The organism is Pseudomonas sp. ACM7, assembly GCF_004136015.1.
Classification (GTDB): Bacteria; Pseudomonadota; Gammaproteobacteria; order Pseudomonadales; family Pseudomonadaceae; genus Aquipseudomonas; species Aquipseudomonas frigoris.
The window spans coordinates 3619109-3643519 of the sequence record NZ_CP024866.1; the positions used below are offsets into that span (position 1 = coordinate 3619109).

The 24411-nt window shown below is 58.6% G+C and carries 25 protein-coding genes; 13 read left to right on the plus strand and 12 right to left on the minus strand.

Annotation, left to right across the window (positions count from 1 at the left end; translation table 11 throughout):
• Positions 1 to 12: 12 nt before the first annotated feature.
• Entirely contained in the window at positions 13 to 969 is a 957-nt protein-coding gene (locus tag CUN63_RS17030; RefSeq protein ID WP_129441010.1) for an alpha/beta hydrolase, read from the minus strand.
• Complete coding sequence (locus CUN63_RS17035) at positions 970 to 1863, minus strand: neutral zinc metallopeptidase (RefSeq protein ID WP_129441012.1); 894 nt, start codon at positions 1861 to 1863, stop codon at positions 970 to 972. It lies immediately after the preceding gene.
• A gap of 309 nt (positions 1864 to 2172) precedes the next feature.
• On the opposite strand from CUN63_RS17035, the gene CUN63_RS17040 reads away from it, so the two are divergent.
• Both CUN63_RS17040 and CUN63_RS17045 read left to right on the plus strand, forming a co-directional pair.
• Entirely contained in the window at positions 2173 to 2949 is a 777-nt protein-coding gene (locus tag CUN63_RS17040) for an IclR family transcriptional regulator (protein WP_129441014.1), read from the plus strand.
• 122 nt (positions 2950 to 3071) lie between these two features.
• Positions 3072 to 3950 carry a DMT family transporter gene (locus tag CUN63_RS17045; RefSeq protein WP_129441016.1) on the plus strand — a complete coding sequence of 293 codons (879 nt, stop codon included), beginning with the start codon at positions 3072 to 3074 and terminating at the stop codon, positions 3948 to 3950.
• A 45-nt stretch (positions 3951 to 3995) separates the two neighbouring features.
• Here the strand turns inward: CUN63_RS17045 and CUN63_RS17050 are convergent, their stop codons facing one another.
• Positions 3996 to 5297 (minus strand): MFS transporter, encoded by a 1302-nt coding sequence (locus CUN63_RS17050; protein WP_256657536.1) that lies wholly within the window; start codon positions 5295 to 5297, stop codon positions 3996 to 3998.
• A 413-nt stretch (positions 5298 to 5710) separates the two neighbouring features.
• Here CUN63_RS17050 and quiC point away from each other — a divergent pair, with 413 nt between their 5' ends.
• Both quiC and CUN63_RS17060 read left to right on the plus strand, forming a co-directional pair.
• The gene (quiC, locus tag CUN63_RS17055) at positions 5711 to 7612 is read left to right on the plus strand and encodes a 3-dehydroshikimate dehydratase QuiC (protein ID WP_129441020.1); all 1902 of its coding nucleotides are present in this window, start codon (positions 5711 to 5713) and stop codon (positions 7610 to 7612) included.
• Between the two features lie 102 nt (positions 7613 to 7714).
• Positions 7715 to 8392 (plus strand): TetR/AcrR family transcriptional regulator, encoded by a 678-nt coding sequence (locus CUN63_RS17060; RefSeq protein WP_129441021.1) that lies wholly within the window; start codon positions 7715 to 7717, stop codon positions 8390 to 8392.
• A 90-nt stretch (positions 8393 to 8482) separates the two neighbouring features.
• Here the strand turns inward: CUN63_RS17060 and CUN63_RS17065 are convergent, their stop codons facing one another.
• The 3 genes from CUN63_RS17065 to CUN63_RS17075 form a co-directional block, all read right to left on the minus strand.
• A complete protein-coding gene (locus CUN63_RS17065; RefSeq protein WP_129441023.1) occupies positions 8483 to 9337 on the minus strand; it encodes a shikimate dehydrogenase in 855 nt (284 codons plus the stop codon).
• 5 nt (positions 9338 to 9342) lie between these two features.
• Positions 9343 to 9783 (minus strand): type II 3-dehydroquinate dehydratase, encoded by a 441-nt coding sequence (gene aroQ, locus CUN63_RS17070; RefSeq protein WP_129441025.1) that lies wholly within the window; start codon positions 9781 to 9783, stop codon positions 9343 to 9345.
• A 141-nt stretch (positions 9784 to 9924) separates the two neighbouring features.
• Entirely contained in the window at positions 9925 to 10836 is a 912-nt protein-coding gene (locus CUN63_RS17075) for a LysR family transcriptional regulator (RefSeq protein ID WP_129441027.1), read from the minus strand.
• A 133-nt stretch (positions 10837 to 10969) separates the two neighbouring features.
• Between CUN63_RS17075 and CUN63_RS17080 the strand changes: the two genes are divergently transcribed.
• The 3 genes from CUN63_RS17080 to CUN63_RS17090 all read left to right on the plus strand — a co-directional run bounded on the left by CUN63_RS17080 (position 10970) and on the right by CUN63_RS17090 (position 12260).
• Positions 10970 to 11176, plus strand: coding sequence for a 4-oxalocrotonate tautomerase family protein (locus tag CUN63_RS17080; RefSeq protein WP_129441029.1), 207 nt, complete (start codon positions 10970 to 10972; stop codon positions 11174 to 11176).
• 212 nt (positions 11177 to 11388) lie between these two features.
• A complete protein-coding gene (locus tag CUN63_RS17085) occupies positions 11389 to 11817 on the plus strand; it encodes a hypothetical protein (RefSeq protein WP_056744643.1) in 429 nt (142 codons plus the stop codon).
• The gene (locus CUN63_RS17090; RefSeq protein ID WP_129441031.1) at positions 11814 to 12260 is read left to right on the plus strand and encodes a DUF2442 domain-containing protein; all 447 of its coding nucleotides are present in this window, start codon (positions 11814 to 11816) and stop codon (positions 12258 to 12260) included. Before CUN63_RS17085 ends, CUN63_RS17090 begins: the two co-directional genes overlap by 4 nt.
• 54 nt (positions 12261 to 12314) lie before the next feature.
• Here the strand turns inward: CUN63_RS17090 and trmA are convergent, their stop codons facing one another.
• Positions 12315 to 13394, minus strand: a complete 1080-nt coding sequence (gene trmA, locus CUN63_RS17095; protein WP_129441033.1) for a tRNA (uridine(54)-C5)-methyltransferase TrmA — start codon at positions 13392 to 13394, stop codon at positions 12315 to 12317.
• On the minus strand, positions 13391 to 14686 hold the full coding sequence (locus CUN63_RS17100) for an NCS2 family permease (RefSeq protein WP_129441035.1): 1296 nt from the start codon (positions 14684 to 14686) through the stop codon (positions 13391 to 13393). Before CUN63_RS17100 ends, trmA begins: the two co-directional genes overlap by 4 nt.
• A gap of 215 nt (positions 14687 to 14901) precedes the next feature.
• Here CUN63_RS17100 and CUN63_RS17105 point away from each other — a divergent pair, with 215 nt between their 5' ends.
• Entirely contained in the window at positions 14902 to 15357 is a 456-nt protein-coding gene (locus tag CUN63_RS17105) for a DUF4879 domain-containing protein (RefSeq protein ID WP_129441037.1), read from the plus strand.
• A 66-nt stretch (positions 15358 to 15423) separates the two neighbouring features.
• A complete protein-coding gene (locus CUN63_RS17110) occupies positions 15424 to 15975 on the plus strand; it encodes a DJ-1 family glyoxalase III (RefSeq protein ID WP_129441039.1) in 552 nt (183 codons plus the stop codon).
• 22 nt (positions 15976 to 15997) lie between these two features.
• On the opposite strand, the gene CUN63_RS17115 is transcribed toward CUN63_RS17110, so the two are convergent.
• Positions 15998 to 17236, minus strand: coding sequence for an MFS transporter (locus CUN63_RS17115; protein WP_129441041.1), 1239 nt, complete (start codon positions 17234 to 17236; stop codon positions 15998 to 16000).
• A 484-nt stretch (positions 17237 to 17720) separates the two neighbouring features.
• Here CUN63_RS17115 and CUN63_RS17120 point away from each other — a divergent pair, with 484 nt between their 5' ends.
• Genes CUN63_RS17120 through CUN63_RS17130 form a run of 3 tightly spaced genes read left to right on the plus strand, consistent with a single transcriptional unit; the run spans position 17721 to position 20399 of the window.
• Entirely contained in the window at positions 17721 to 19160 is a 1440-nt protein-coding gene (locus tag CUN63_RS17120) for a cytochrome ubiquinol oxidase subunit I (protein ID WP_129441043.1), read from the plus strand.
• A gap of 3 nt (positions 19161 to 19163) precedes the next feature.
• Complete coding sequence (gene cydB / locus CUN63_RS17125) at positions 19164 to 20171, plus strand: cytochrome d ubiquinol oxidase subunit II (protein ID WP_056744661.1); 1008 nt, start codon at positions 19164 to 19166, stop codon at positions 20169 to 20171.
• Between the two features lie 57 nt (positions 20172 to 20228).
• Positions 20229 to 20399, plus strand: coding sequence for a DUF2474 domain-containing protein (locus tag CUN63_RS17130; RefSeq protein ID WP_082555883.1), 171 nt, complete (start codon positions 20229 to 20231; stop codon positions 20397 to 20399).
• An 11-nt stretch (positions 20400 to 20410) separates the two neighbouring features.
• Here the strand turns inward: CUN63_RS17130 and CUN63_RS17135 are convergent, their stop codons facing one another.
• Complete coding sequence (locus tag CUN63_RS17135; RefSeq protein ID WP_129441045.1) at positions 20411 to 21535, minus strand: methyltransferase; 1125 nt, start codon at positions 21533 to 21535, stop codon at positions 20411 to 20413.
• A gap of 175 nt (positions 21536 to 21710) precedes the next feature.
• On the minus strand, positions 21711 to 22442 hold the full coding sequence (locus tag CUN63_RS17140) for an autoinducer binding domain-containing protein (protein WP_129441047.1): 732 nt from the start codon (positions 22440 to 22442) through the stop codon (positions 21711 to 21713).
• Positions 22443 to 22789: 347 nt separating this feature from the next.
• Here CUN63_RS17140 and CUN63_RS17145 point away from each other — a divergent pair, with 347 nt between their 5' ends.
• Complete coding sequence (locus tag CUN63_RS17145; RefSeq protein ID WP_129441049.1) at positions 22790 to 23566, plus strand: ferredoxin--NADP reductase; 777 nt, start codon at positions 22790 to 22792, stop codon at positions 23564 to 23566.
• A gap of 34 nt (positions 23567 to 23600) precedes the next feature.
• On the opposite strand, the gene mscL is transcribed toward CUN63_RS17145, so the two are convergent.
• Entirely contained in the window at positions 23601 to 24026 is a 426-nt protein-coding gene (gene mscL, locus CUN63_RS17150; protein ID WP_129441051.1) for a large-conductance mechanosensitive channel protein MscL, read from the minus strand.
• Between the last annotated feature and the right edge of the window lie 385 nt (positions 24027 to 24411).

Below are 24411 nucleotides of genomic sequence, written 5' to 3' on the forward strand. Positions count from 1 at the left end.
ATCTTTTTGCTTTTATTGAAACAACGCTTTCTGCCCCTGCGGCGAGTTAAACATCCCATCCCCATCATGCCCGACCCCGGGCACTTCAATCAGTTGCTGATTCAAACCTTGAGGATGCAGCCGCTTCAGATAAGCAAAATAATTACGCCCACGAGCCAATCGATTGGCTCCCTGAGCTTGGGCCTCACAGCTTTTATCCAGCGCCGGCTGCTTCGGGTCGCTGTCCTGCTGCCCGAGTAGATAAACGACATCGCGTTTGACGTAGTTTTCCTCCAACTGCTTGGCGGTTTGCCCTACGGCATAAGCGGGTAAATCCACCAGTCCATATTTCCAGCGATTGAAATTCGGGCAACCGGCGTGTTTGAACGCCGCCGGCCGTCGCTCATCGAAATACGCATAAGACGACGGGTTGGCAATGATGTAACGCACCTGTATGTCGGCCGCCTTGAGCGCTGGCTGATCGTGGCCCAGCAACGCGTATCGCTGCACCACCTGAGCGCCACCGGAGTGACCGGCAATGACAATCTGCTTCACGTCCGGAAACTGTTTTCGATCGCCGATTCGGGCGATGATTTCGTCGAGCGCCGCGTAGGAACTCAGGGAAAACGGAGCGGTGGATAAACCGCCCGCCATCCAGTCATTGCCCTGCCAGCGCAATACGCTGTCAGCCACGGGATGGGCCGAGATGTCGGTTTCATTGAGAAATTGCGGGGCGAGCACCAAGGTGGTCGCGCTTTGCCCGGCCTGTTCGGCCGCGCGCTCGGCGCTCTGGCGATAGGTATCGGCATTGCGCAATCGACCATGGATGATGATCAGCACGCGTTCGATTTTCTTCGGCGCCGGGCCGATGCCCACCGCGATTTCACCTGCAGTCAGCAGCAGGCGTCCGGGGCTGACCTCCTTGACCGCATGCTCGGCAGCCTGGGCGCTTGCGCAGGTGATCAGTAGAGCTAACAGCCACTTATTCATTTATAGGTTTTTCGCTGCAAAGGTATCGCACTGGCCGACCTGGCCTTGCGCGAATCCGGTTTTGAACCAGCGCACCCTTTGCGCCGACGTACCATGAGTAAACGAGTCCGGCACCACACGACCCTGACCTTGCTGTTGCAAGCGGTCATCGCCAATGGCATTGGCGGCGTTCAAGGCTTCTTCGATGTCACCGGGCTCCAGCCAGTTCAGCCGTTTCTGCGCATTGTTGGCCCAGACTCCGGCCAGGCAATCGGCCTGCAGTTCCTGGCGTACCAGCAAACCGCCGTCGCCTTCCATCTGCCGACCCTGTTGGCGGGCGGTCTGAATTTTCGCTGAAACGCCGAGCAAGGTCTGCACATGGTGTCCGACTTCGTGAGCGATCACGTAGGCCTGAGCGAAGTCGCCAGCAGCGGAAAAACGTTGGGACATTTCCTGGAAGAAACTCATGTCCAGGTAGACCTTCTGGTCCGCCGGGCAATAGAACGGGCCGGTCGCCGAAGAGGCCAGGCCGCACGCCGAGTTGACGCGGCCACTGAACAGTACCAGGGTCGGGTTCTTATATTGACGACCGGCCTGCTGGAAAATCTGACCCCAAGTGTCCTCGGTATCACCGAGGATCGAGCGCACGAACTCGGCTCCTTCATCAGTGGCCGGCGGTGCCTTGCGGGTTTGAGTCGGGGCCGGTGCCGATTGCTCGCTCATTTGCCCGGTCAGTTGCCCGAGGATTTGCATCGGGTCCTGGCCGGTGATCCAGCCGATCCCGACGATCAAGATAATTGCCATCAGGCTCAGGCCCTTGCCGCCACCGAAGCGCATCCCGCCACCACCGCCGCCAGAATCATCACCACGGGCATCGACCACGTTGTCGCTGCGTCGGCCTTTTTTCCATAGCATGTGGGAATCCTCTGAATGTCCGTGGGGATGAGTGTTGCTGCTGAGTGGGAGCGGCGCCAGTCCGGTCGTCCATCTTTTGTTGCGCGCAGGAGCCTTCCCGGCAACCAGTGGTGGGTTGCCGGGAATACTCCAGACTCGTATTGAACACGGACAACCCATCTAATTCCTTCAGGCGACGGGTTTTTATCGGGCAGGCGACGGCCCGTATCGGAAATTATTTGTCGAGCACGGTTGCCGGACTGCGGGTTCCAGATTTCGCATTACTTGGTTTGTCTTTTAGAATCTGGAAAATTCAGTGTGGACCCTCCCATGGCCGGCAGTCAGATCGAACGTGTTCTCAGTGTGCTGGAAAGCCTCACCAGTGACCCCCGCGGGCTGCAGATGCAGGCATTGGCAGAGCAACTCGACATTCCAAAAAGCGCGACTCACCGCTTACTCGCCGAGCTGATTCGCCTGGGCTACGTGCGGCAGAATCCAGAGAATTTGCGCTATCACTTGTCGACCAAACTGGTGGCAATGGGGTTCCGCTATCTGTCGAGCAGCGGCGCCGATATCGTGCAGCCGGTGCTTGATCGTCTGGCCCATGAAACCGGAGAACTGGTGCGTCTAGGCATTATCGAAGGTGAACGGCAGATCTGGATTGCCAAATCCCAGGGCGCCCGTTCGGGGTTGCGTTACGACCCGGACATGGGCCGCGACGCGCCATTGTTTTATACCGCATCAGGCCATGCCTGGTTGGCGTGCATGAGCGATGCTGAAGCCTTGTCGCTGGTAGAGCGCCAGGGTGATGAACGGCCCAAAGACCTCGGGCCGAAGGCTCCGCGTTCCAACATTGAATTGCTGGAACGGCTGCGGCTGGCGCGGGAGCAGGGCTATGCCTGGGTCGAGGAAAGTTCGGCTGTGGGCACTTCAGCGATTGCGGCAGTGGTGCGGCACCCAAGTGATGGGCGGGTAATCGGCGTATTGAGTATTGCTGGCCCAAGCGCGCGGATGCCGGGGGCTCGACTACATGAGTTGGCGCCACTGTTGTTGAAAGTTACCGAAGAGTTGTCAGCAGCAAGTCTGGCTTCTGAGATGTTTAACTAACGGCAGTAAATCCTTGCTCTGCAATTCGTGTGCGTTGTTCGCCCACTTTTACTGTGTGGCTATGTGAGAATCTGGAACCGGGTTCTAAATTATTGGAACTCGCGAAGCACAAGGAAAACCACATGACCGTCAGCACTCCGCTCTCCGGCGTAAACCAACCCTTCAAAGGGATCCTGCTGATCGTCGTTGCGACTTTCCTGTTTTCCAGCCACGACGCCTTTTCGAAATACCTCTCAGGGTTCTATCCGATCGTCATGGTGGTCTGGGCCCGATATCTGGTTCACACCTTACTCATGGCCGGGATTTTTCTGCCGCAATCCGGGCTGGGTGTCCTGCGAACCAAACGGCCGTTACTTCAGCTGTTGCGGGCGTTGTGCCTGCTGGGCACCAGTCTGTTTTTCACCACCGGCTTACAGTACATCCCCTTGGCCGAAGCCACGGCGGTCAACTTTCTTGCACCGGTTCTGGTGACTGCGCTGTCGGTGCCACTGCTTCGCGAGCACGTCACGCGTGGCCAGTGGATTGCGGTGATTTGCGGCTTCATCGGCGTGTTGATCATCGTCCATCCCGGCGGAGAACTCTTTACCCCGGCGGTGTTGCTGCCGCTCTGCTCGGCGCTGTTTTTCTGCTTCTATCAGTTGCTCACCCGCAAGCTCAGCAACATCGATAGCCCAACCACCAGCAACTTCTTCGCCGGGCTGTGCAACACGCTGGTGATGAGCGCGCTGGTGCCATTCTTTTGGCAAGTACCCAGCCTGGGCCATGGATTCATGATGGTGGCGCTGGGCGCCTGCGGGATGACGGCTCACCTGTTTCTGGCGCAAGCCTTCCGTCACGCCGCCCCTGCGTTGTTGGCGCCGTTCGGTTATTGCCAGATTGTCTTTGCTGGTTTGTTGGGTTGGTTGCTGTTTTCTCACACGCCGACGCTGACCACGGTGGTCGGGATCGCGGTAATTTGCTGCAGCGGGTTGGCAGCAGCCTGGCAGCAGAGTCGTCGGTGAGAGAAGCAGGGCAGGCCTGGAATCAGGCCTGCCGGGGGAAGGGTTTTACGGGGTGACGGTAGGAATCTTGCGCGGTGCCATGAAGTACATCCAGATCAGCGCGATGAAGTACATCGCCGGAATCATGGTGAACAGCACGGTGTAGTTGTTGTTGGTGACCGTCAGAATGTGGCCGACCAACTGGGTCATGAACATCCCTCCGATAGCCGCGCACATGCCACCGAAGCCGAACACCGTGCTCATCATGTGTTTAGGCGTGTAGTCCATCACCAGGCTCCAGATGTTCGCGGTCCAGGCCTGGTGCGCACCGATGGCCAGGGAGATGGCGAACACCGCGACCCACAGACTGCTCGAGCCCGCCGCCATGATCACGCCGACGATGCAGCAGGCGAACAGGAACATGGACATCAGCCGCGCCTTGATCGGGTTGACACCACGGCCGATCAGGAACGAGGACAGGATCCCGCCGCCGACGCTGCCGAAATCGGCAGTGAGGTAAATGATGATCAGCGGGATACCCATCTGGGTCACGTTGATCCCCAGGTTGTATTGCTGATTGAGGAACGGCGGCAGCCAGTAGAGGTAGAACCAGAACACCGGCGCGGTGATCGCGTAAGCCAGGGCGAAGGCCCAGGTGCCACGCATGCGCAGGATTTTCGAGAACGGTACGCGGGATTGTTCCGGCTCTACTTCCTTCTGGATGTAATCCAATTCCGATTGTTTAACGCTCGGGTGATCTTCCGGGTTGAAGTACTTCAAGCCCCAGAACAGCAACCAGATCCCGCCCAGTGACGACATGCACAGGAACGCGGCCTGCCAGCCCCAGACGTGGAGGATCAGCGGCAACAACATGGGGGTGAACATCGCACCGACGTTGGTCCCGGCGTTGAAGATGCCGGTGGCCACGGCGCGTTCGCCGGCCGGGAACCACAACCGGGTGGTCTTCACGCACGCCGGGTAGTTGGCGGCTTCCGTCAGTCCCAGAATGAATCGGCAGACCATGAAGCCAACGGCCGAAGTGGCCAGGCCATGGGCGCCGGTCGCCAGGCTCCAGAGCAGCACGGCGAAGAAGAACACGCGCTTGACGCCGACCCGATCAATCAACCGGCCTTGCAGCACGAAACCGATGGCGTAGCCGACCTGGAACCAGAAGTTGATGTTGGCGTAGTCCATCGCCGTCCAGCTCATTTCCTTGGCGAGGATAGGCTGCATCACGCCGAGGGCGGCGCGGTCGATGTAGTTCAGGGTGGTGGCGAAGAACACCAGCGCCAGCATGCCCCAACGGGTTTTGCCGACCGCCATGGCGCCGCGGATTTTATCGCCGATGCCGCCAGTGGCAGGAGTCATGGAGGAACGCTCCACGGGAGAGCTTTGAGAAGGAGTCATGTAGGCCACCGATTATTTTTATGTGGTGTTCTGGGTCTTTGGTAACCGGGTCCTGTTGTTTACGGCCGGACCCAATGTGGCGTTGATGTTGCGCAGTGGACGAAAAATCGTCAATTCGCCGAGGGGCATTGTGTTCGATAATCGCACGCAAAACTAACCGGATAGTACACTTTGAATTGCTGTGCGGGATCTTGCGTCCAATAATTCACCCCAAGATAAACGCGATCCCTGTAGGAGCTGTCGAGTGAAACGAGGCTGCGATCTTTTGATCTTAAAAACCAGCATCAAAAGATCGCAGCCTTCGGCAGCTCCTACATAAAAGCAAAGCGTGCAATGCCCCTAACAAGATTGTCTCCACCACCGGGAGTCGAAATATGCAGCGTTCCATTGCCACCGTGTCCTTGAGCGGTACCCTGCCGGAAAAACTTGAAGCCATCGCCGCCGCCGGTTTCGACGGGGTGGAGATTTTCGAGAACGACCTTCTCTACTACGATGGCAGCCCGCGGGAAATCAAACAGATGTGCGCCGATCTCGGGATCGCGATCACGCTGTTTCAACCCTTCCGGGATTTCGAGGGCTGCCGCCGCGACCGCCTGCCGCGCAACCTGGAGCGGGCCGAGCGCAAGTTCGACCTGATGCAGGAACTGGGCACGGACCTGGTGCTGGTGTGCAGCAACGCCTCGGCCGACGCCATCGGCGATGAGCAGATTTTAGTCGACGACTTGCGCCTGCTGGCCGAACACGCCGGTGCTCGTGGTTTGCGGATCGGCTATGAAGCGCTGGCCTGGGGCCGCCACGTGAACACTTATCAACAGGTGTGGAACATCGTCCGTCAGGCTGATCATCCAAACCTCGGCGTGTTACTGGACAGCTTTCACACGCTGTCGCTCAAGGGGGATCCGAGCGCGATTGCCGAGATTCCCGGCGACAAGATTTTCTTCGTGCAAATGGCCGACGCGCCGATCCTGGCCATGGACGTGCTGGAGTGGAGCCGGCATTTCCGCTGTTTCCCGGGCCAGGGTGAATTCGATCTGCCGGGTTTCCTGGCGCCGATCATCAAGAGCGGTTACACCGGGCCGTTGTCGCTGGAGATCTTCAACGACGGCTTCCGCGCCGCGCCGCCACGGGCCAATGCCGCCGACGGTTTGCGCTCGTTGCTGTACCTGGAAGAGAAAACCCGCGAGCGTTTGGCGCAGGAAACCAAACCAACGGTCAGCCCCGACATTCTTTTCGAGACGCCCAAGGCCAGTGAGTACAACGGCATCGAGTTTCTTGAATTCGCCGTGGACGAAAGCCTTGGCGCCAAGCTGTCCCATTGGCTGGAGCGGCTGGGTTTTGTCAAAGCCGGCCAGCATCGTTCCAAGAGCGTGAGCCTGCTGCGTCAGGGTGATATCAACCTGATCCTCAACTCCGAGCCTTACTCGTTCGCCCACAGTTTTTTCGAAGCTCATGGCCCCTCGTTGTGCGCCACCGCCGTGCGGGTCAAGGACAGCGCCAGTGCGCTGGCCCGGGCCGTGGCTTACAAAGGCCAACCGTATCGCGGACTGGTCGGCCCCAATGAGCTGGAGCTCGCCGCGGTGCGCGCGCCGGATGGCAGTCTGATTTATCTGGTGGACCAGGACGCCGACGTCTACGGCACCGACTTCAATCTGCAGCCCGCCGCCGTGGCCAGTGGCGGCCTCAAGCGCATCGACCACATGGCCATGGCGCTGCCGGCCGACAGCCTCGACAGTTGGGTGCTGTTCTATAAAAGCCTGCTGGATTTCGAAGCCGACGATGAAGTGGTGCTGCCTGATCCGTATGGCCTGGTGAAGAGTCGGGCGCTGCGCAGCCGGGACAGTTCGATCCGCTTGCCGCTGAACATTTCCGAGAACCGTAACACCGCCATCTCACATGCGCTGTCGAGTTATCGCGGCTCCGGCGTGCATCACATCGCCTTCGATTGCGACGATATCTTTGCTGAAGTCAGCCGGGCCAAGGAGGCGGGCGTACCGTTGCTGGATATCCCGCTCAATTACTACGATGACCTCGCCGCGCGGTTCGATTTCGACGACGAATTCCTCAGCGAACTGGCCTATTACAACGTGCTCTACGACCGCGATGCCCAGGGTGGCGAGCTGTTCCATGTGTATACCGAACCGTTTGAAGGGCGGTTCTTCTTTGAGATCATCCAGCGCCAGAACGGTTACGCAGGTTACGGCGCGGCCAACGTCGCGGTGCGACTGGCGGCGATGGCAAAATCCCGCAGTGGTGCCGTACGTCAGGCAAAGTTGTAGGAAAATCGTAAACACGGGTACAAACCGCCGCCGCGCGACTTCCTTCACTGTGCGGCGCGGCCCATAATCGCCAACCTGTGCAGTGATGGCCGTGAGCCCGCAATGACGATAACTTCAGAACTCTCCGCCGCGCCCGACGAACCGATTGTCGAGCCGCGCAAGAGTCGCAAAAACAACCCGGAAAAGACCCGCGAGAACATCCTTCAAGAAGCCATTGTCGAGTTCGTCCAGCAGGGGCTTTCCGGCGCTCGCGTCGATGCGATCGCCGAGCGCATCCACACCTCCAAACGCATGATCTATTACTACTTCGGCAGTAAGGAACAGCTCTACGTCGAGGTGCTGGAGAAGCTCTACGGCGATATCCGCAGCACCGAAAACCGTCTGCACCTGACCGAACTTGCGCCGGTGGAAGCGATTCGGCGGCTGGTGGAGTTCACTTTCGACCACCATGATCGCAACGTCGACTTTGTGCGTATCGTCAGCATCGAGAACATTCACAACGCTGAATTCGTGAAGCGCTCCGATGCGATCAAGGCGATGAACAACACCATCCTCGATTCACTGGGCGAGATTTTGCGTCGCGGTGCTGAGGAAGGCGTATTCCGCGCGGGGCTCGAGCCGTTGGATGTGCATCTGCTGATCAGCTCGTTCTGTTTCTATCGCGTGTCGAACCGCCATACTTTCGGTGAGATCTTTCAGGTCGACTTGCCGGACGAAAGCATCAAGCAGCGTCATCGTGAGATGATTTGCGAGTCGGTTTTGCGGTATCTGCAGGCTTGATTCATTTTAAAAGATCGCAGCCTGCGGCAGCTCCTACAGAATGTACGCCATCCAGTGTAGGAGCTGCCGCAGGCTGCGATCTTTTGATGTTTAACCATTCATGCTCTGAAAATGCTCAAGCATCCGCTGCGCATCCGGCACCACGCCGCTGAACAACTCGAACGCCTTCACCGCCTGAAACACGGCCATGTTGCCGCCATCCAGCGTTCGGCAACCCAACGCGCGGGCGTTGCGCAGCAGTTCGGTTTCCAGCGGGAAGTAAACGATCTCCGCCACCCATAACTCACCTCGCAGCAGTTCCATCGGTACGGGCATGCCCGGCAGTTTTTTCATGCCCATGGGGGTGGTGTTCACCAGGCCGTCAGCCTGGGCCAGGGTGCTCGGCAAGTCATGGCCCGCCACAGCCCGGCCGACGCCGAAATGTTGATTGAGATTGTCCGCCAGGCTCTGGGCGCGGCTGATCTCCACGTCGAAAATGTTCAGCAGCCGTACGCCTTCACTCAGTAGGGCATGGGCCACTGCCGCGCCCGCGCCACCGGCGCCCATTTGCACGACGCGCTCAAGGGCAACGCCCTTCAAGCCACGACGGAAACCTTCGGCGAAGCCCAGGCAATCGGTGTTGTGGCCGATGCGTTTACCGTCCTTCAGCACGACCGTGTTCACCGCCCCAATGCCGCGGGCTTCTGGTGACAACTCGTCGAGCAGCGGGATGATCGTCTGCTTGCACGGAAAGGTGATGTTCAGGCCTGTGAAGTTCATCCGCTCGGCGGCCATCAACAGGTCGGGCAGGGTGTCGCTGTCGAGTTTCAACTGGTCCAGATCGATCAGGCGATAGAGGTAACGCAAACCCTGGGCATCGCCTTCATGCTCGTGCAGCGCCGGGGTGCGAGAAGCCTGGATGCCGGCGCCGATCAGTCCGGCCAGTACAGCGTTGGTCTGAGTCACGGCGTTCACCCCTTCAAACGTTGGCTGAAATGTTCCAGCGCCAGGCGATAGCCGTGGCTGCCGAAACCGGCCATCACCGCCGTGGCGATGGCCGACACAAAAGAGTGGTGGCGAAAGGGCTCGCGGGCATGAACGTTGGACAGGTGGACTTCGATCACCGGCAGTTCGCTGGCGACTAACGCATCGCGGATCGCGACTGAGGTGTGGGTCCAGGCAGCCGGGTTGATGACGATCCCGGCGCAACGCCCGCGCGCGGCGTGAATCCAGTCGAGTAGTTCGCCTTCATGATTGGTCTGGCGAAACTCCACCGCCAGGCCGAACTCTTCGGCGGCACGACCGCACATCGCTGAGATGTCGGCCAGGGTTTCGTGGCCGTAAGTCGCCGGCTCACGGGTGCCGAGCAGGTTCAAATTGGGGCCGTTGAGCACCAGAACGATAGGGGGCATCGGAGTCTCTCCACTTATTATTTTTGGCATTGGCCGAGGGTTTCAGCCTGTGGAGATAAATTGTACTAGCTGGTTAATTTGGTCAATTGAAGAGGCGACTCGCAGGGTTTTTGTGTGCGGTGATCGGACGGTTTCGGCTTTTCAGCGGGGCAGATGTTCCACTAGAAAATCGATGAACGCCCTCAATCGCAACGGCATATGGCGGGTTTGCGGGTAGAGCAGGGTGAACGGTCGCGAGCGTCCGCCATACGGCTTGAGCACTTCCACCAGCGAACCATCTGCCAGTTCGTTTTCGACGATGAAGCGATAGGTCTGAAACAATCCCGCCCCGTGTTTGGCCAGGGTCACGCCGCCCAGCACATCGTCGGAACAACTGAGATTGCCCTCGGCCAGAATCTCCCGGTGCACGCCATTGTCGTTGAACAGCCAGGCAATCCGTCGACCGCTGCTGGGCAATTCGTACTGGATGCACTCGTGCTGTTTAAGATCATCCAGCGTGTGTGGAATGCCCGCGTGCTTGAGGTAGTCAGGACTGGCAATCATCACCAGCGCGGCGTCTTCCAACTGTCGGGCGATCAGGCCGGAATCCGGAATCGCCCGCACGCGGATCGCCATGTCATAGCCTTCGCCGACGAAATCGATGTTGCGATTGCTGATGTGCGACTCGACCTTCACCGCCGGAAAGCGAGCCCGAAATGCCGGCAACAACGGCAAAATCCGGTGATGGGCATAGGTGGTGGGAATGCTGATGCGCAAGGTGCCAGACGGCTGTTGCTGCTGACCCATGACCTCACGCTGGGCCTCGACCAGTTGTGCCAGCGCCTGGCGACATTCCTCGTAGTAACGTCGACCACTGTCGGTCAGTTTGACGCTGCGGGTGGTGCGGGCGAACAACCGCACGCCCAGGCGTTCTTCCATGCGCGACACTGAGCGGCTCACGGCTGCGGGCGTCACGCCAGCCACCAGCGCGGCGGCGGTAAAACTGCCGGCTTCGGCGGCCAGACAAAACAGTTCGATGCTGCCCAGCTGAAGATCGTCGAATTGTCGCTGCATGATTGATTACACCGGGGATCAAATGAAGTGTGTGAGTCAGTATTTATCAGATGCCTGCACACAGATACAGAGAGTTGGTGATGAGCAGCGGCAAGCACTAAGCCTTTCTTAATCAGCAAACAGGAGAACCAGCATGCCTTTCGTCAGCGTACGTATTACCCGCGATGGTGTGACCCGGGAGCAGAAGGCCCAGGTCATCGCTGAAATCACCGACACCTTGCAGCGAGTCCTCGGTAAGCCTCCGGAGCTGACCCACATTGTGATCGAGGAAGTCGACACGGATAACTGGGGGTATGCGGGCATCACCACCACCGAGTATCGAAAAAACCAGTCGGGTTGATTCCCTGACAAGCCAAGACAGCCGTCCTCGGGACGGCTTTTTGTAGGCACGAGGAAAGGATTGCTTACCATTTTGCGGTGTTCTCCACCGGCTCGAGCCGAGCCTTGGCGCTAGTCTCAAAAGTCGCAGTGATGATTCAACACAGCGCCAGTTATCGGATTTTCCAGGGAATGTCGGGTCTTCGGGCTCATTAACCTAACGGATGGGTTAGCATGAGGTTATTCAGCTACAAAGGGTTTTCAATGGTGATCATGTTGCGCGATGAGCACTGCCCGCCGCATGCACATGTGGATGCCGGAACCTGGAGTGCGCGCTTCAAATTCAGCTTCTGGCACAACAGTGTCGAACTGTGGGACGTGGTTCCTCATTCTCGCAGGCCACCTGTGGCGGTGCTGGAAGGGTTGCGTCACGCGCTCGGACAACCCGCTCATTTGCGCCGCGCTCGGTGTATCTGGTGGGACAAGCTGCACACGGTCTGCCTCGATCATCAGATATGGGACTGGCAAACCAGCGAAGTCGTGGTGGTAAAAAGGGTCGCCAGTACGACCTGCATGATTGGCTCGGCTTGCTATGAGCCCGAGACGAACAAGACCCTACTGGCGCTGATGGGCGTTCCAGAGGGTGTGGAGATCGAACTATGAAAACGATAACAGCAAAAATGTTGGTGGATCGGCCCGTAACCGAAGCCGTGCTGGATGAAGCCATCCAGCGTGGCCAAGTGCGTCACAAAGGCGGTCTGCGGGCGACTTCGGTGACCTTTGTGGAACCGTGCCTGGCGGTCAATTTCATTGATGGCAGTGGCGTGCTGTTGCCCGTGCAGCACTATCCGGAGTTCGATGATTTCGACGTCGAGGATTTCGCAGACCTGAAAGTCGGCTTTTCCGGGACAGCCCTTTGCCACGAGGGCAAGGATCTGCAGGTCTCCATCGCCGGGATGGTTTCGGCCAGCAAGCCGCTGATGGATATGGCCGCGTCGGTCATCGCCTCGCGTAATGGTCGCCAAAGCAGCGCCGCCAAAGCAGAGGCTGCGCGGGCGAATGGCCGTAAGGGCGGGCGTCCGCGCAAGACAGATATCCCCCTTTAAGCACGCACAAAAAAGCCGTCGTGATGACGGCTGGTTTGTATCTGGCACTGGCAATTACCGGCGGGTCAACAAGACCCCGGATTCCATGTGATGGGTCCACGGGAACTGGTCGAACATTGCGCATCGGCTGATGCGATGGGTGTCGTGCAACTGGGCGATGTTGGCCGCCAGGGTTTCCGGGTTGCAGGAGATGTAGAGGATGTTGTCGAAGCGACGGGTCAGCTCGCAGGTGTCCGGATCCATGCCGGCGCGAGGCGGATCGACGAAGACGCTACCGAACTCGTAGCTCTTCAGGTCGATACCGTGCAGGCGACGGAACGGACGAACTTCGTTCAGGGCTTCGGTCAGCTCCTCGGCGGACAAGCGCACCAGGGTGACGTTATCCACAGCGTTTTCGCTGAGATTGCTCAACGCGGCATTGACCGACGCTTTGCTGATTTCGGTGGCCAGCACTTTGCGCACGCGCGTCGCGAGCGGCAAGGTGAAGTTGCCGTTGCCGCAATACAGCTCCAGCAAATCGTCGGAGCGATCGCAGAGTGAGTCGTAAGCCCAGTTGAGCATCTTCTGGTTCACGGTGCCGTTGGGCTGGGTGAACGCGCCTTCCGGCTGGCGATAGCTGAAGGTGCGACCGCCGACGTCCATCTGCTCGACCACGTAATCGTGACCGATCACTTCGCGTTTGCCCTTGGAGCGGCCGATGACGCTGACGTTCAGGTCAGCTGCCAGTTTCGACGCTGCCGCGTGCCAGTGCTCGTCCAGCGGGCGGTGATAGCACAGCGTGATCATCGCATCGCCGGCCAGGGTGGTCAGGAACTCCACCTGGAACAACTTGTGGCTAAGAGCCGCACTGGCTTGCCATGCCGCTTTCAGTTGCGGCATCAACTCGTTGATGCGCAGGCTGGCGATCGGGAATTCTTCGATCAGGATCGGCGTGCGCTTGTCTTCCTGGGAAAACATCGCGTAGTGACGCTCACCGGCTTCGCGCCACAGGCGGAATTCGGCGCGCAGGCGAAAATTCTGCAGCGGCGAGTCGAACACCGCAGGTTCTGGCGCACCGAACGGGGCCAACAGATCACGCAGGCGCGTGACCTTCTCTTCGAGCTGAACGGCGTAAGCCTTGGAATCAAAAGTCATGCGTTGAACCAACCCAACTTGATCACGAACAGAATCGACAGAATCACCAGTGCCGGGTTCAGCTCACGGCCGCGGCCGGACAGCAACTTGATCGCGGTCCAGGAGATGAAACCGAAGGCGATGCCGTTGGCGATGGAATAAGTGAACGGCATGGCCAGAGCAGTGACCACGACCGGTGCGGCGACGGTGATGTCGTCCCAGTCTATTTCGGCCAGGCCGGATGTCATCAGTACCGCGACGAACAGCAGTGCAGGCGCGGTAGCAAAGGCTGGAATGCTGGCCGCCAATGGCGAAAAAAACAGCGCCAACAGGAACAGAATCGCCACGACAACGGCGGTCAGGCCGGTGCGGCCACCGGCACTCACGCCGGCTGCGGATTCGATGTAGCTGGTAGTGGTCGAAGTGCCCAGCAGCGAACCGGCCATGGCCGCGGTACTGTCGGCGATCAGGGCGCGACCCATTTTCGGCATGTGGCCGTCCTTGCCCATCAGGCCCGCGCGCTTGGCGACGCCGATCAGGGTGCCGGAGTTGTCGAACAGATCGACGAACAGAAAGGCGAAAATCACGCTGACCAGCCCGATGTCCAGGGCGCCCTTGATGTCCAGTTGCAGGAAGGTCGGGGCCAGGGACGGCGGCATCGACATCACGCCGCCGAACGGGGTGAAACCCATCAGGATCGAAACGATGGTCACCGCCAGAATGCCAATCAGTACCGCGCCGCGCACTTTAAGCGCTTCAAGCGCCACGATCAGGGCAAAGCCGAGGGTCGCAAGGATCGGGGCCGGTTGTTTCAAATCGCCGAGGCCGACCATGGTTGCCGGGTTACTCACCACGATGCCCGCGTTATGCAGGGCGATCAGGGCCAGGAACAGACCGATACCGGCGGCAATCGCCGAACGCAGCGGCAACGGGATGCTGTTGATGATCCATTCGCGGATGCGGAAGATCGACAGCAGGAAAAACAGCACTGCCGAGATGAATACCGCACCCAGCGCCACTTGCCAGGTGTGGCCCATGTGCAGGACCACGGTGTAGGTAAAGAAGGCGTTCAGGCCCATTCCCGGGGCGAGAGCGATCGGGTAGTTGGCGATCAGGCCCATCACCGTGGAGCCGATGGCGGCTGCCAGACACGTGGCGACGAACACCGCGCCCTTGTCCATGCCGGTCTCGCCGAGGATGCTCGGGTTGACGAACAGAATGTAGGCCATGGCCAAAAAGGTCGTGACGCCCGCCAGTATCTCGGTCCGCACGTTGGTGTTGTGTGCCTTGAGTTGAAACAGCCTTTCCAGCATGTCTGCTCCCCGTGGCGCGCAAGGCGCCGTGAATGTATCGACCTCAACAGCAAAGCACAGACCGCTGCTGGCGCCTGGTAATTTTCTGAGGGTCGGAAAAAGCCGCGCATCATACCAGCAGCGTGGGGCTATGGCTGCTTATGGCTGCGATCGTCGTCGATGTTTTGCGGTAAAGCCAAGTGCGCCATACTGCGCGCTGATTTTGGGGGGGACTTATGTATTGCATGAATAAACGTCTGATTGCCGTATTTGCAATGGCGATCGCCTTGTTCCTGGGGGCACACACCGCTTCGGCTGCATCGGCGGCGCCGCTGAGTCAGGTGAAGGTACTCAAGGTCGAGTCGCCGCGCTGCGGCTTTGAAGACATTGCGCAGGGGCAAGAGCAAACCCGCTGCAATCACAGCGGACCGAACATCAAGGTCTACGTGCTGGAAGTCGGTTACGGTCGTAGCGCGCATGTTGGGCTGGATGGTTTTGAGGTGAACGGCACCCGGACCCCTATCTGTGCTTTCGATAATGGCAACCTGACTGAGTGCACCATCGGGAGAAAAACCGTCGGCTATTTGTATGTCTTCGATCTGGCAGGCAAGCAGGAAGGCACGTTCACCTTCAGCAACACGTCGATCAACGCGCCCGGCAATACGCTGTCGACGCAGCTTTACATCAAGTAACGGCCGGTTCGAACAAGGGGCAGGAAAGCTGACTACGCTTTAAAGATCATCCAGTGGACTGCGCCCATGACCTTTAGAGCTCTGATTACCCTCGCCGAGGGCATCGATGACCTGCAATCAGTGACCCTGATCGATGTGCTGCGCCGTGCCAAGGTTGAAGTGGTGGTGGCCAGCATCGAGGGACGGCGCATGCTCACCTGCGCGCGCGGCACCCGAGTGACGTCCGATGCGATGCTGGTAGACGTGCTGGCCCAGCCGTTCGATCTGATCGTCCTGCCCGGCGGTGCCGTAGGGGCGCAACATCTGGCGGCGCATCAACCCCTGCAACAATTGATCAAGGATCAGGCGGCGGCCGGGCGCCTGTTCGCCGGCATCGCCGAGGCCCCGGCGCTGGCGCTGCAAGCCTTTGGCGTACTGCGTCAGCGGCGCATGACCTGCCTGCCATCGGCCAGCCATCAACTGTTGGGGTGCAACTTCGTCGATCAACCGGTGGTGGTCGATGGCAACTGCATCACTGCACAAGGTTCAGGGGCGGCGTTGCAATTCGCCCTGACGCTGGTGGAACAACTCTGCGGCAAAGCCAGGCGAGCGGCGGTGGCGGGGGAGTTGGTGGTTTAGAGAGTGCCCCGGACAAACTGCTTCAGGCCTTCACTTCTTCCACCGGCACATGCATGCGGTCGCGGTTAGCCAGGGTCGGGAACAGTTTGATCCACGCCCCGGTCACCACCAACGTGCCAATACCGCCCATGACCACGGCCGGCACGGTGCCGAACCAGTGGGCGGTCAAGCCGGATTCAAACTCGCCCAACTGGTTCGAAGCGCCGATGAACAAACCGTTCACGGCACTGACCCGGCCGCGCATTTCGTCCGGGGTTTCCAGTTGCACGAAAGAAGCGCGGATCACCATGCTGATCATGTCCGCCGCGCCCAACACCACCAACACCGCCAGGGAAAACCAGAACGAGGTCGACAGGCCGAACGCAATGGTCGCGACGCCGAATACACCCACTGCGGTAAACATGACCCGTCCGACCTTGCGTTCCACGGCAAATCTCGCCAGGTACAGCGACATCAGCAGCGCGCCGACTGCCGGCGCTGAACGCAGCAGGCCCAAGCCCCAAGGGCCGGTCAGCAGAATGTCCTTGGCGAACACCGGCAGCAACGCCGTCGCGCCACCAAGCAGGACGGCAAACAGATCCAGAGAAATCGCCCCGAGAATGTCCGGACGACTGCGAATGAAGCGGATGCCCGCCAGCAACGAATCCAGCGTCGCCTTGCCCTTGTTCAGCGGTGTCTGCCGTGCAGGCAGGTTGAGCATCAGCAGGCAGGCGATGATGTAGAGGATCACCGTCGGGCCATAGACCCAGACGCTGCCGAAGGCGTAAAGCAACCCACCGAGGGCCGGGGCAACGATAGTCGCCGATTGCTGTGCGGATTGGGCGGCGGCGACCGCGCGGGGGAACAGCGCGCTGGGCACGATGCTCGGCAACAAGGCCTGAGTGGTCGGCATTTCGAAGGAACGGGCGGCACCAAGCAGGAACGCGAGGATGAAGATCATCTCCCGGGTGACATTGTCGGTCGCGCTACCGATGGCCAGCGACAGGGCGATCAACGCTTGCAGGGACTGACAGATTGCCGCGACCTTGCGCCGGTCATAGCGGTCCGCGACATGCCCGGTGTGCAGCATGAACAGCACTCGCGGGGCGAATTCCACCAGACCGACCAGGCCCAGGTCGAGCACATTGCCGGTCAGTTGGTAGAGGTTCCAGCCAATGGCCACCGTGAGCATCTGAAAGCCGCTGGCGGTAAACACCCGAGCCAGCCAGAACGCGATAAAAGGGCGGTGATGACGTAACAGCAAGGGCGCTTGGCTGGGCATCTGAGGGCAGGTCTTGAGCGAGGAGAGGGTCGAGATTATCACCAAGCTGTAACCAAAAGTTGCAGGGCTGGGAAATTTCGTTAGCTAGACACCAATCTCCAAAACGCGGAAATCCCCTGTGGGAGCGGGCTTGCTCGCGATGGCGGCGTATCAGTCACTCATCTGTCGCCTGACACACCGCTTCGCGAGCAAGCTCGCTCCCACAGAGGTATGTGTTTCTGCCTATGACCGTAGCGGTGAGGCAACCTGTCACGCGGCAAAAGACCACACCGTCCATCGTCAAAAATGGGACTACTCTTTTAACGTTGCTTGATCCAGATCAAGACCGCTCGTGGAATTGATCCGGCGGCCAGATGGCCAGACTCCCTACGTTGTGATGTTTGTAGAAAAAGAACGAATTCAAATTCGCCACACTCCATATCCGTGGGGGCAGTGGGTGTAGGCCGCAAGCCTTCAGCCGGTATTACCTGACAGAGGAAGACTTATGTTCGGTTTGGAGGCACTTGATCTCGCCCGGATGCAGTTTGCGTTCACCATTTCGTTTCACATTCTATTTCCCGCCATCACCATTGGCCTGGCGAGTTACCTGGCGGTGCTCGAAGGCCTGTGGCTGAAAACCCATAACGACACGTACCGCGATCTGTACCACTTCTGGTCGAAGATCTTTGCGGTCAACTTCGGCATGGGCGTGGTCTCCGGGCTCGTCATGGCCTATCAGTTCGGCACCAACTGGAGCCGCTTCTCGGACTTCGCCGGCTCCGTGACCGGGCCACTGCTGACGTACGAAGTACTCACCGCTTTCTTCCTCGAAGCCGGTTTCCTCGGTGTCATGCTGTTCGGCTGGAACAAGGTCGGGCGCAATCTGCACTTCTTCGCCACGGTCATGGTCGCCATCGGCACACTGATATCGACCTTCTGGATTCTCGCTTCCAACAGCTGGATGCAGACGCCGCAAGGCTACGAAATCGTCAACGGCCAGGTCATTCCGGTGGACTGGCTGGCAGTAATCTTCAACCCGTCGTTCCCGTACCGCCTGATGCACATGGCGACGGCAGCGTTCGTCGCGACTGCCTTCTTCGTCGGTTCCTCGGCGGCCTGGCATTTGCTGCGCGGCAAGGACAACCCGGCGATCCGCACCATGCTCTCGATGGCCATGTGGATGGCCTTGATCGTGGCGCCGATTCAGGCCGTCATCGGTGACTTCCACGGGCTGAATACGCTTGAGCATCAGCCGGCGAAAATCGCCGCGATTGAAGGCCACTGGGAAAACGTCGGTGATGAACCGACTCCGCTAATCCTGTTCGGCTGGCCGGACATGAAAGCCGAGAAGACCAAATTCGCGGTAGAGATTCCGTACCTGGGCAGCCTGATCCTCACGCACTCGCTGGACAAACAGGTCCCGGCACTCAAGGAATTCCCGCCTGAAGACCGGCCGAATTCGACCATTGTGTTCTGGTCGTTCCGGATCATGGTGGGTCTGGGCATGCTGATGATCTTCACCGGTCTGTGGAGCCTGTGGCTGCGTAAACGCGACAAGCTCTATACCTCGCGGCCGTTCCTGTACCTGGCGTTGTGGATGGGGCCATCCGGCCTGATCGCGATCCTCGCCGGTTGGTTCACCACTGAAATCGGCCGTCAGCCGTGGGTCGTCTATGGCCTGATGCGCACGGCGGATGCGTCCTCCAATCACAGCTTCATGCAGATGAGCATCACGTTGATCATGTTCGTCGTGGTCTATTTCGCGCTGTTCGGTGCCGGTCTGGGCTACATGATGCGCCTGGTGCGCAAAGGGCCGAAGATCGACGAAGGCAAGGAAACGCCCGAGGGCGGTCCAGGCAAGAAACGCACACCGGCCCGGCCGCTGTCCGCCGCCGATGACAACGGTGACGGCGACCACAGCCCCAGCCTGACAAAGGAGATTTGACTCATGGGTATTGATCTTCCGCTGATCTGGGCCGTGATCATCATCTTCGGCATCATGATGTACGTGGTCATGGACGGTTTCGATTTGGGGATCGGGATTCTCTTCCCGTTCATTCCGGGCAAGACCGATCGTGACGTCATGATGAACACCGTCGCGCCGGTCTGGGACGGCAACGAAACCTGGCTGGTACTGGGTGGCGCAGCGTTGTTCGGGGCCTTCCCGCTGGCCTATTCGGTGGTGCTCTCGGCGTTGTACCTGCCGCTGATTTTTATGCTGATCGGGCTGATCTTCCGCGGTGTGGCCTTCGAGTTCCGCTTCAAGGCCAGGGACGACAAGCGCCATCTCTGGGACAAGGCGTTCATCGGTGGCTCGGTCGCCGCCACCTTTTTCCAGGGCGTTGCGTTGGGTGCGTTCATTGATGGGTTGCCGGTGGTCAATCGCCAATTTGCCGGTGGCTCACTGGACTGGTTGACGCCGTTCACCCTGTTCTGCGGCGTGGCGCTAGTGGTGGCTTATGCGTTGCTCGGTTGCACCTGGCTGATCATGAAGACCGAAGGCAAGTTGCAGGAGCAGATGCATGACCTGGCTCGACCGCTGGCTTTCGTGGTGTTGGCAGTGATCGGTATCGTCAGTATCTGGACCCCGCTGGCCCATGCCGAGATTGCCGCTCGCTGGTTCACCCTGCCAAACCTGTTCTGGTTCCTGCCGGTGCCGATTCTGGTGCTGGTGACCATGTACGGTCTGATCCGCGCGGTGGCTCGCAATGCGCACTACACGCCATTCCTGCTGACGCTGGTGCTGATCTTCCTCGGCTACAGCGGTTTGGGCATCAGCCTGTGGCCGAACATCGTGCCGCCGTCGATCTCGATCTGGGACGCCGCCGCACCGCCGCAAAGTCAGGGCTTCATGCTGGTGGGCACGCTGTTCATCATCCCGTTCATCCTGGGTTACACCTTCTGGAGCTACTACGTGTTCCGCGGCAAGGTCACCCACGAAGATGGCTATCACTAGAGCACTCGACAGTGGCGCTGGGCTGAGACCTGCGCCATTTCTTCAGAGGAGATTGCGATGAAGGCGGGTAAACATTCCTTGCAGGAAATCGAAGCAGCAGAGAAAAAGCCGCTCTGGCAGCGCCTCGGCTGGCTGGCGATGATCTGGACCGGCAGCGTTGTGGCGCTGTTCATCGTGGCCAGCCTGATGCGCATGTTCATGAATGCCGCGGGCCTGACGACCCACTGATTTTTTGCCCCTTATTTGCGGGCTTTAAGGATCACGAATTTAGGTGTGGCCGCCACTTGCTCGACGCCGCGGAACAGCCGCGCGAGCTTGCTGTGATACCCCAGATGACGGTTGCCGACGATGTACAACGCGCCGCCTACCACCAGAGACTCTCGGGCCTGCTGGAACATGCGCCAGGCCAGGAAGTCGCCGACGACTTGTTGTTGGTGAAACGGAGGGTTGCACAGTACGACATCCAGAGACTGAGGTTCCTGACCCGCCAAACCATCGCCGGCACGTACAACCACTTCCCGGTCACCCAGCGCCGCGCGCCAGTTTTCGGCTGCTGATTGCACGGCCATGAACGACTCGTCCACGAGGGTGTAGTGAGCCTCGGGGTTTTGCAGGGCGCTGGCGATGGCCAAAACCCCGTTGCCACAACCCAAGTCGGCTACCCGCGCCGAGCCCAGGTTCTTTGGCAGGTGCGGCAAAAACGCTCGCGTGCCGATATCCAGCCCTTCGCGGCAGAACACATTGGCGTGATTGAGCAGTTCGATATCAGGGGCGTCGAGTCGATAACGGGTCGGGTAGGGGGACACGACGGGTGCTTTGACCTCAGCGGTCGCGATCAATAGCCGAGCCTTCTTCACCGCCAACGAGGCTTGCACCGGGCCGACGTAGCGTTCCAGCAGATCGCCCGCGGCGCGGGGCAAATGCTTGATCATCGCCGCAGCAATCACCTGAGCCCCCGGCGCCAGTTGACCCTGCAAACGAATCAATTGTTCTTCCAGCAAGGAGAGGGTTTTTGGCACCCGGATCAGTACCCGGTCAAAGGGGCCTGAAAAGGCTTCACTGGCAGGTACGCTTGGCACTGCATCAAATACCTGGCCGTTACGGATCAGATTTTTTTCCAGTCCCTCAAAGGCCAGGAACGAGTCACCGCTGCTGGTCACTTGAACCTTGCCCACAAGGCTGGCGGCCAATGCGCCAAAGCTGTCGTTGAGCACCAAAACCCGAGTGTCGGCCGTGGGCTGTTGGTCAGCCAGATGGGTGAGCAGGTATTCGTCTGCGGCATCAAACGCCTGCAACGGTTCGTTCTGCTGCTCGGGCTGGCGGATCAGGTCGAGTCGGGCGAAGGGTGTTTCGAGCAAGGGCATGAGGCGGGGCTCTGGGTAATCAACGGGGTCATCAACAGGTGTCCCGCGGCCCAAGGGCGTTGTAGCGGGCGAGACCGTCCGAGTGTACTGCGTCGTGAAGGTTCACACGTCATCACTCAAGAAGGACCGCAAATGGTACGTTTTTTTCTTTTGGATTACTTGCAGGTTTTTTGGGTCAGCGTATCGCGCTGCTGTTGAGAATACCGTCCTTGGTTGCGGCGATGACTGCCGAAATCTTGTTATTGACCCCGAGCTTCAGAATGGCGCTTTGCACATGAAAATTGACCGTGCGTGCGCTGAGGTTAAGGATTCTGGCACTCTCATACGCAGTCTTGCCGTCAGCCGCCAGTTTCAATACGTCGATCTCGCGGGGGGACAAATGCGGCACGGGTGGCTTCGTCGATTTCCTCGGCAGCGTTTGTGTGACCAACGCATGCAGATGGCGCCCGATGAACACTGAAAAACCGAGATTTTCATACAGTTCAAACGCAGTGATCGGGCAATGGCTTCTGGCCAGGCTCAGAATGCTGGAAACACCACTGTCCTCGTCATGGACCGATTGTGACCAGCCGTGCTGCAATCCTTGTTTCTCAAGCGCATCCCACAAGCACGGGGTCTTGGAAAAAAGTTCTTCGCTCCATAGGACAGGCAATCTGGAGTGATTGCAGTGAGCCACTACTGGGTCTATTGCGCTGAAATTTTTTTGTTCATATTCAATGTTCCAGTCCGTAGGGTAGTTGTTGAGCTGGACTGTATTAAAGTGGTCAGTTTTTGTTGGGTATGTTGTTGAAAAGGCGAAAAATTTAAAACCTATATTTTTCGCGAAACCCAGTGAAATCCGGTAGGCAATATCAATCTCCGTTGCCCGCGATAATTGGTTGAGTTGTGATTCCTTCCACCTCTCCATAGTGTCTCTCCATGTGTGGCGTTCCTTGGGGTGTGCCGTTTTTGGATCCAAGATCCGGCACGAACCGAGTGTAGGATGTTTCCTGTGTATGTGTTGAGAATTTTTGGCTTTGTTTACGATTTTTAAACAAGTATCTGGTTCTAACGTTTAGGGAGTACTGGCATAGATAACGAAATGTCGTGCTTACAATAATCAGCTTTGGATTTGTGTGTTAACTGGGTGGTTAATGTTAAGTCGTACTATGAAATTAATGCGAATGAGTCCCTGGCTAAAGCCACTACAAATCACCGGTGTTTAAGCCCTCCGCTTTGCGGGACACTGTGGCTATCTGTTGAATGGAGCACCCCATGACCGCCAGCGCAGAAAAATTCACTCGCCAGACCTTGCTCGACGTCCAGTCGCTGGCCCCCAGTCTGTTTACCCTGCGGACCACCCGGGATCCGGGTTTTCGTTTTCGTGCAGGGCAATTCGCCCGGCTGGGCGTTACCAAGGCTGACGGCAGCACCGTATGGCGGGCCTATTCCATGGTGTCGTCGCCCTATGACGAGTTCCTCGAATTCTTTTCCATTGTGGTGCCTGGGGGGGAGTTCACCAGTGAGCTGAGTCGGCTGGGCGTCGGCGATAAGCTGCTGGTCGAACGTCAGGCCTTTGGTTACCTGACGCTGGATCGCTTTGTCGACGGCCGTGATCTCTGGTTGTTATCCACAGGCACCGGCCTGGCGCCGTTTCTGTCGATCCTGCAGGACTTCGAGGTCTGGGAGAAATTCGAACGAATCGTCCTGGTCTACAGCGTGCGCGAAGCCCGGGAACTGGCTTATCAGGACCTCGTCAGCGGGTTGGCGCAGCGCGACTATTTAGCGGAGTTTGCGCACAAGTTACAGTTCATCACCACCGTCACTCGCGAGCAGCATCATGGCGCGCTGAGTGGCCGGATCACTGCGTTGATCGAAAATGGCGAGCTGGAGCGGGCGGCAGGCGTGGCGCTGACGGCCGAGTACTCAAGGGTCATGCTCTGCGGCAATCCGCAGATGATCGATGACACGCGCAAATTGCTCAAACAGCGCCACATGCACTTGAGCCTCAGTCGACGACCCGGGCAAGTGGCGGTGGAAAACTACTGGTAAAAAAAACGGCGTCTCAAGGGCGCCGTCGCTTGTTTTACTGACCTGTTGAGGGCCGATTGTTCTGAGCCTTGAGCAGATCGCGGATCTCTTCCAGCAGCTCTTCTTCCTTGGTCGGAACCGGCGGCAGCGTTGGCGCAACGGCCTCTTCGCGTTTCAGGCGGTTGATGGCTTTGACGCCCATGAAGATCGCGAAGGCGACGATGATGAAGTCAATCAGGCTCTGGATGAATTTGCCGTACGCCATCACTACCGCCGGGATATCTCCGTTGGCTGCTTTGAGCGTGACGGCCAGGTCACTGAAGTCCACCCCCCCGATCAGCAGGCCAATGGGTGGCATCACCACGTCGCCGACAAATGATGAAACGATCTTGCCGAAGGCGGCGCCGATGATAATACCGACGGCCATGTCGACCACGTTACCTTTGACCGCGAAGGCCTTGAACTCACTTATCACGCCCATAGGTTATTTCCTTGTTACAGATGAGGTTGGTGAGCGCAGTGTAAATCAGCATGATGCATCCTGCTCGAAACACCTGCTTACAGAGCTTGCCTGCTACCGACCTTCTCAGCGGTAGAAAGTTTGAAATTGCCATCACTCTGCTCGGGATAGCCGCTTTGGACTAAGGCCTTCAGCGCGCCCGCTGAACATTTTATCCGTCGATCACTCGCCTCTGCCGAGTGGAGGGAGGTGCAGGATAAAACTATAGAGAGTAGGGGTATTCGCATCACTGGATTGATGCAAGGCAATATGCAGTACATGAAGTTTTTATATGATTGGTTTGCAGGGTATAAAGACTCGCTCCTCAAACAAATTACCTGTGCTAAATTTCAGAAGGCCATTATAT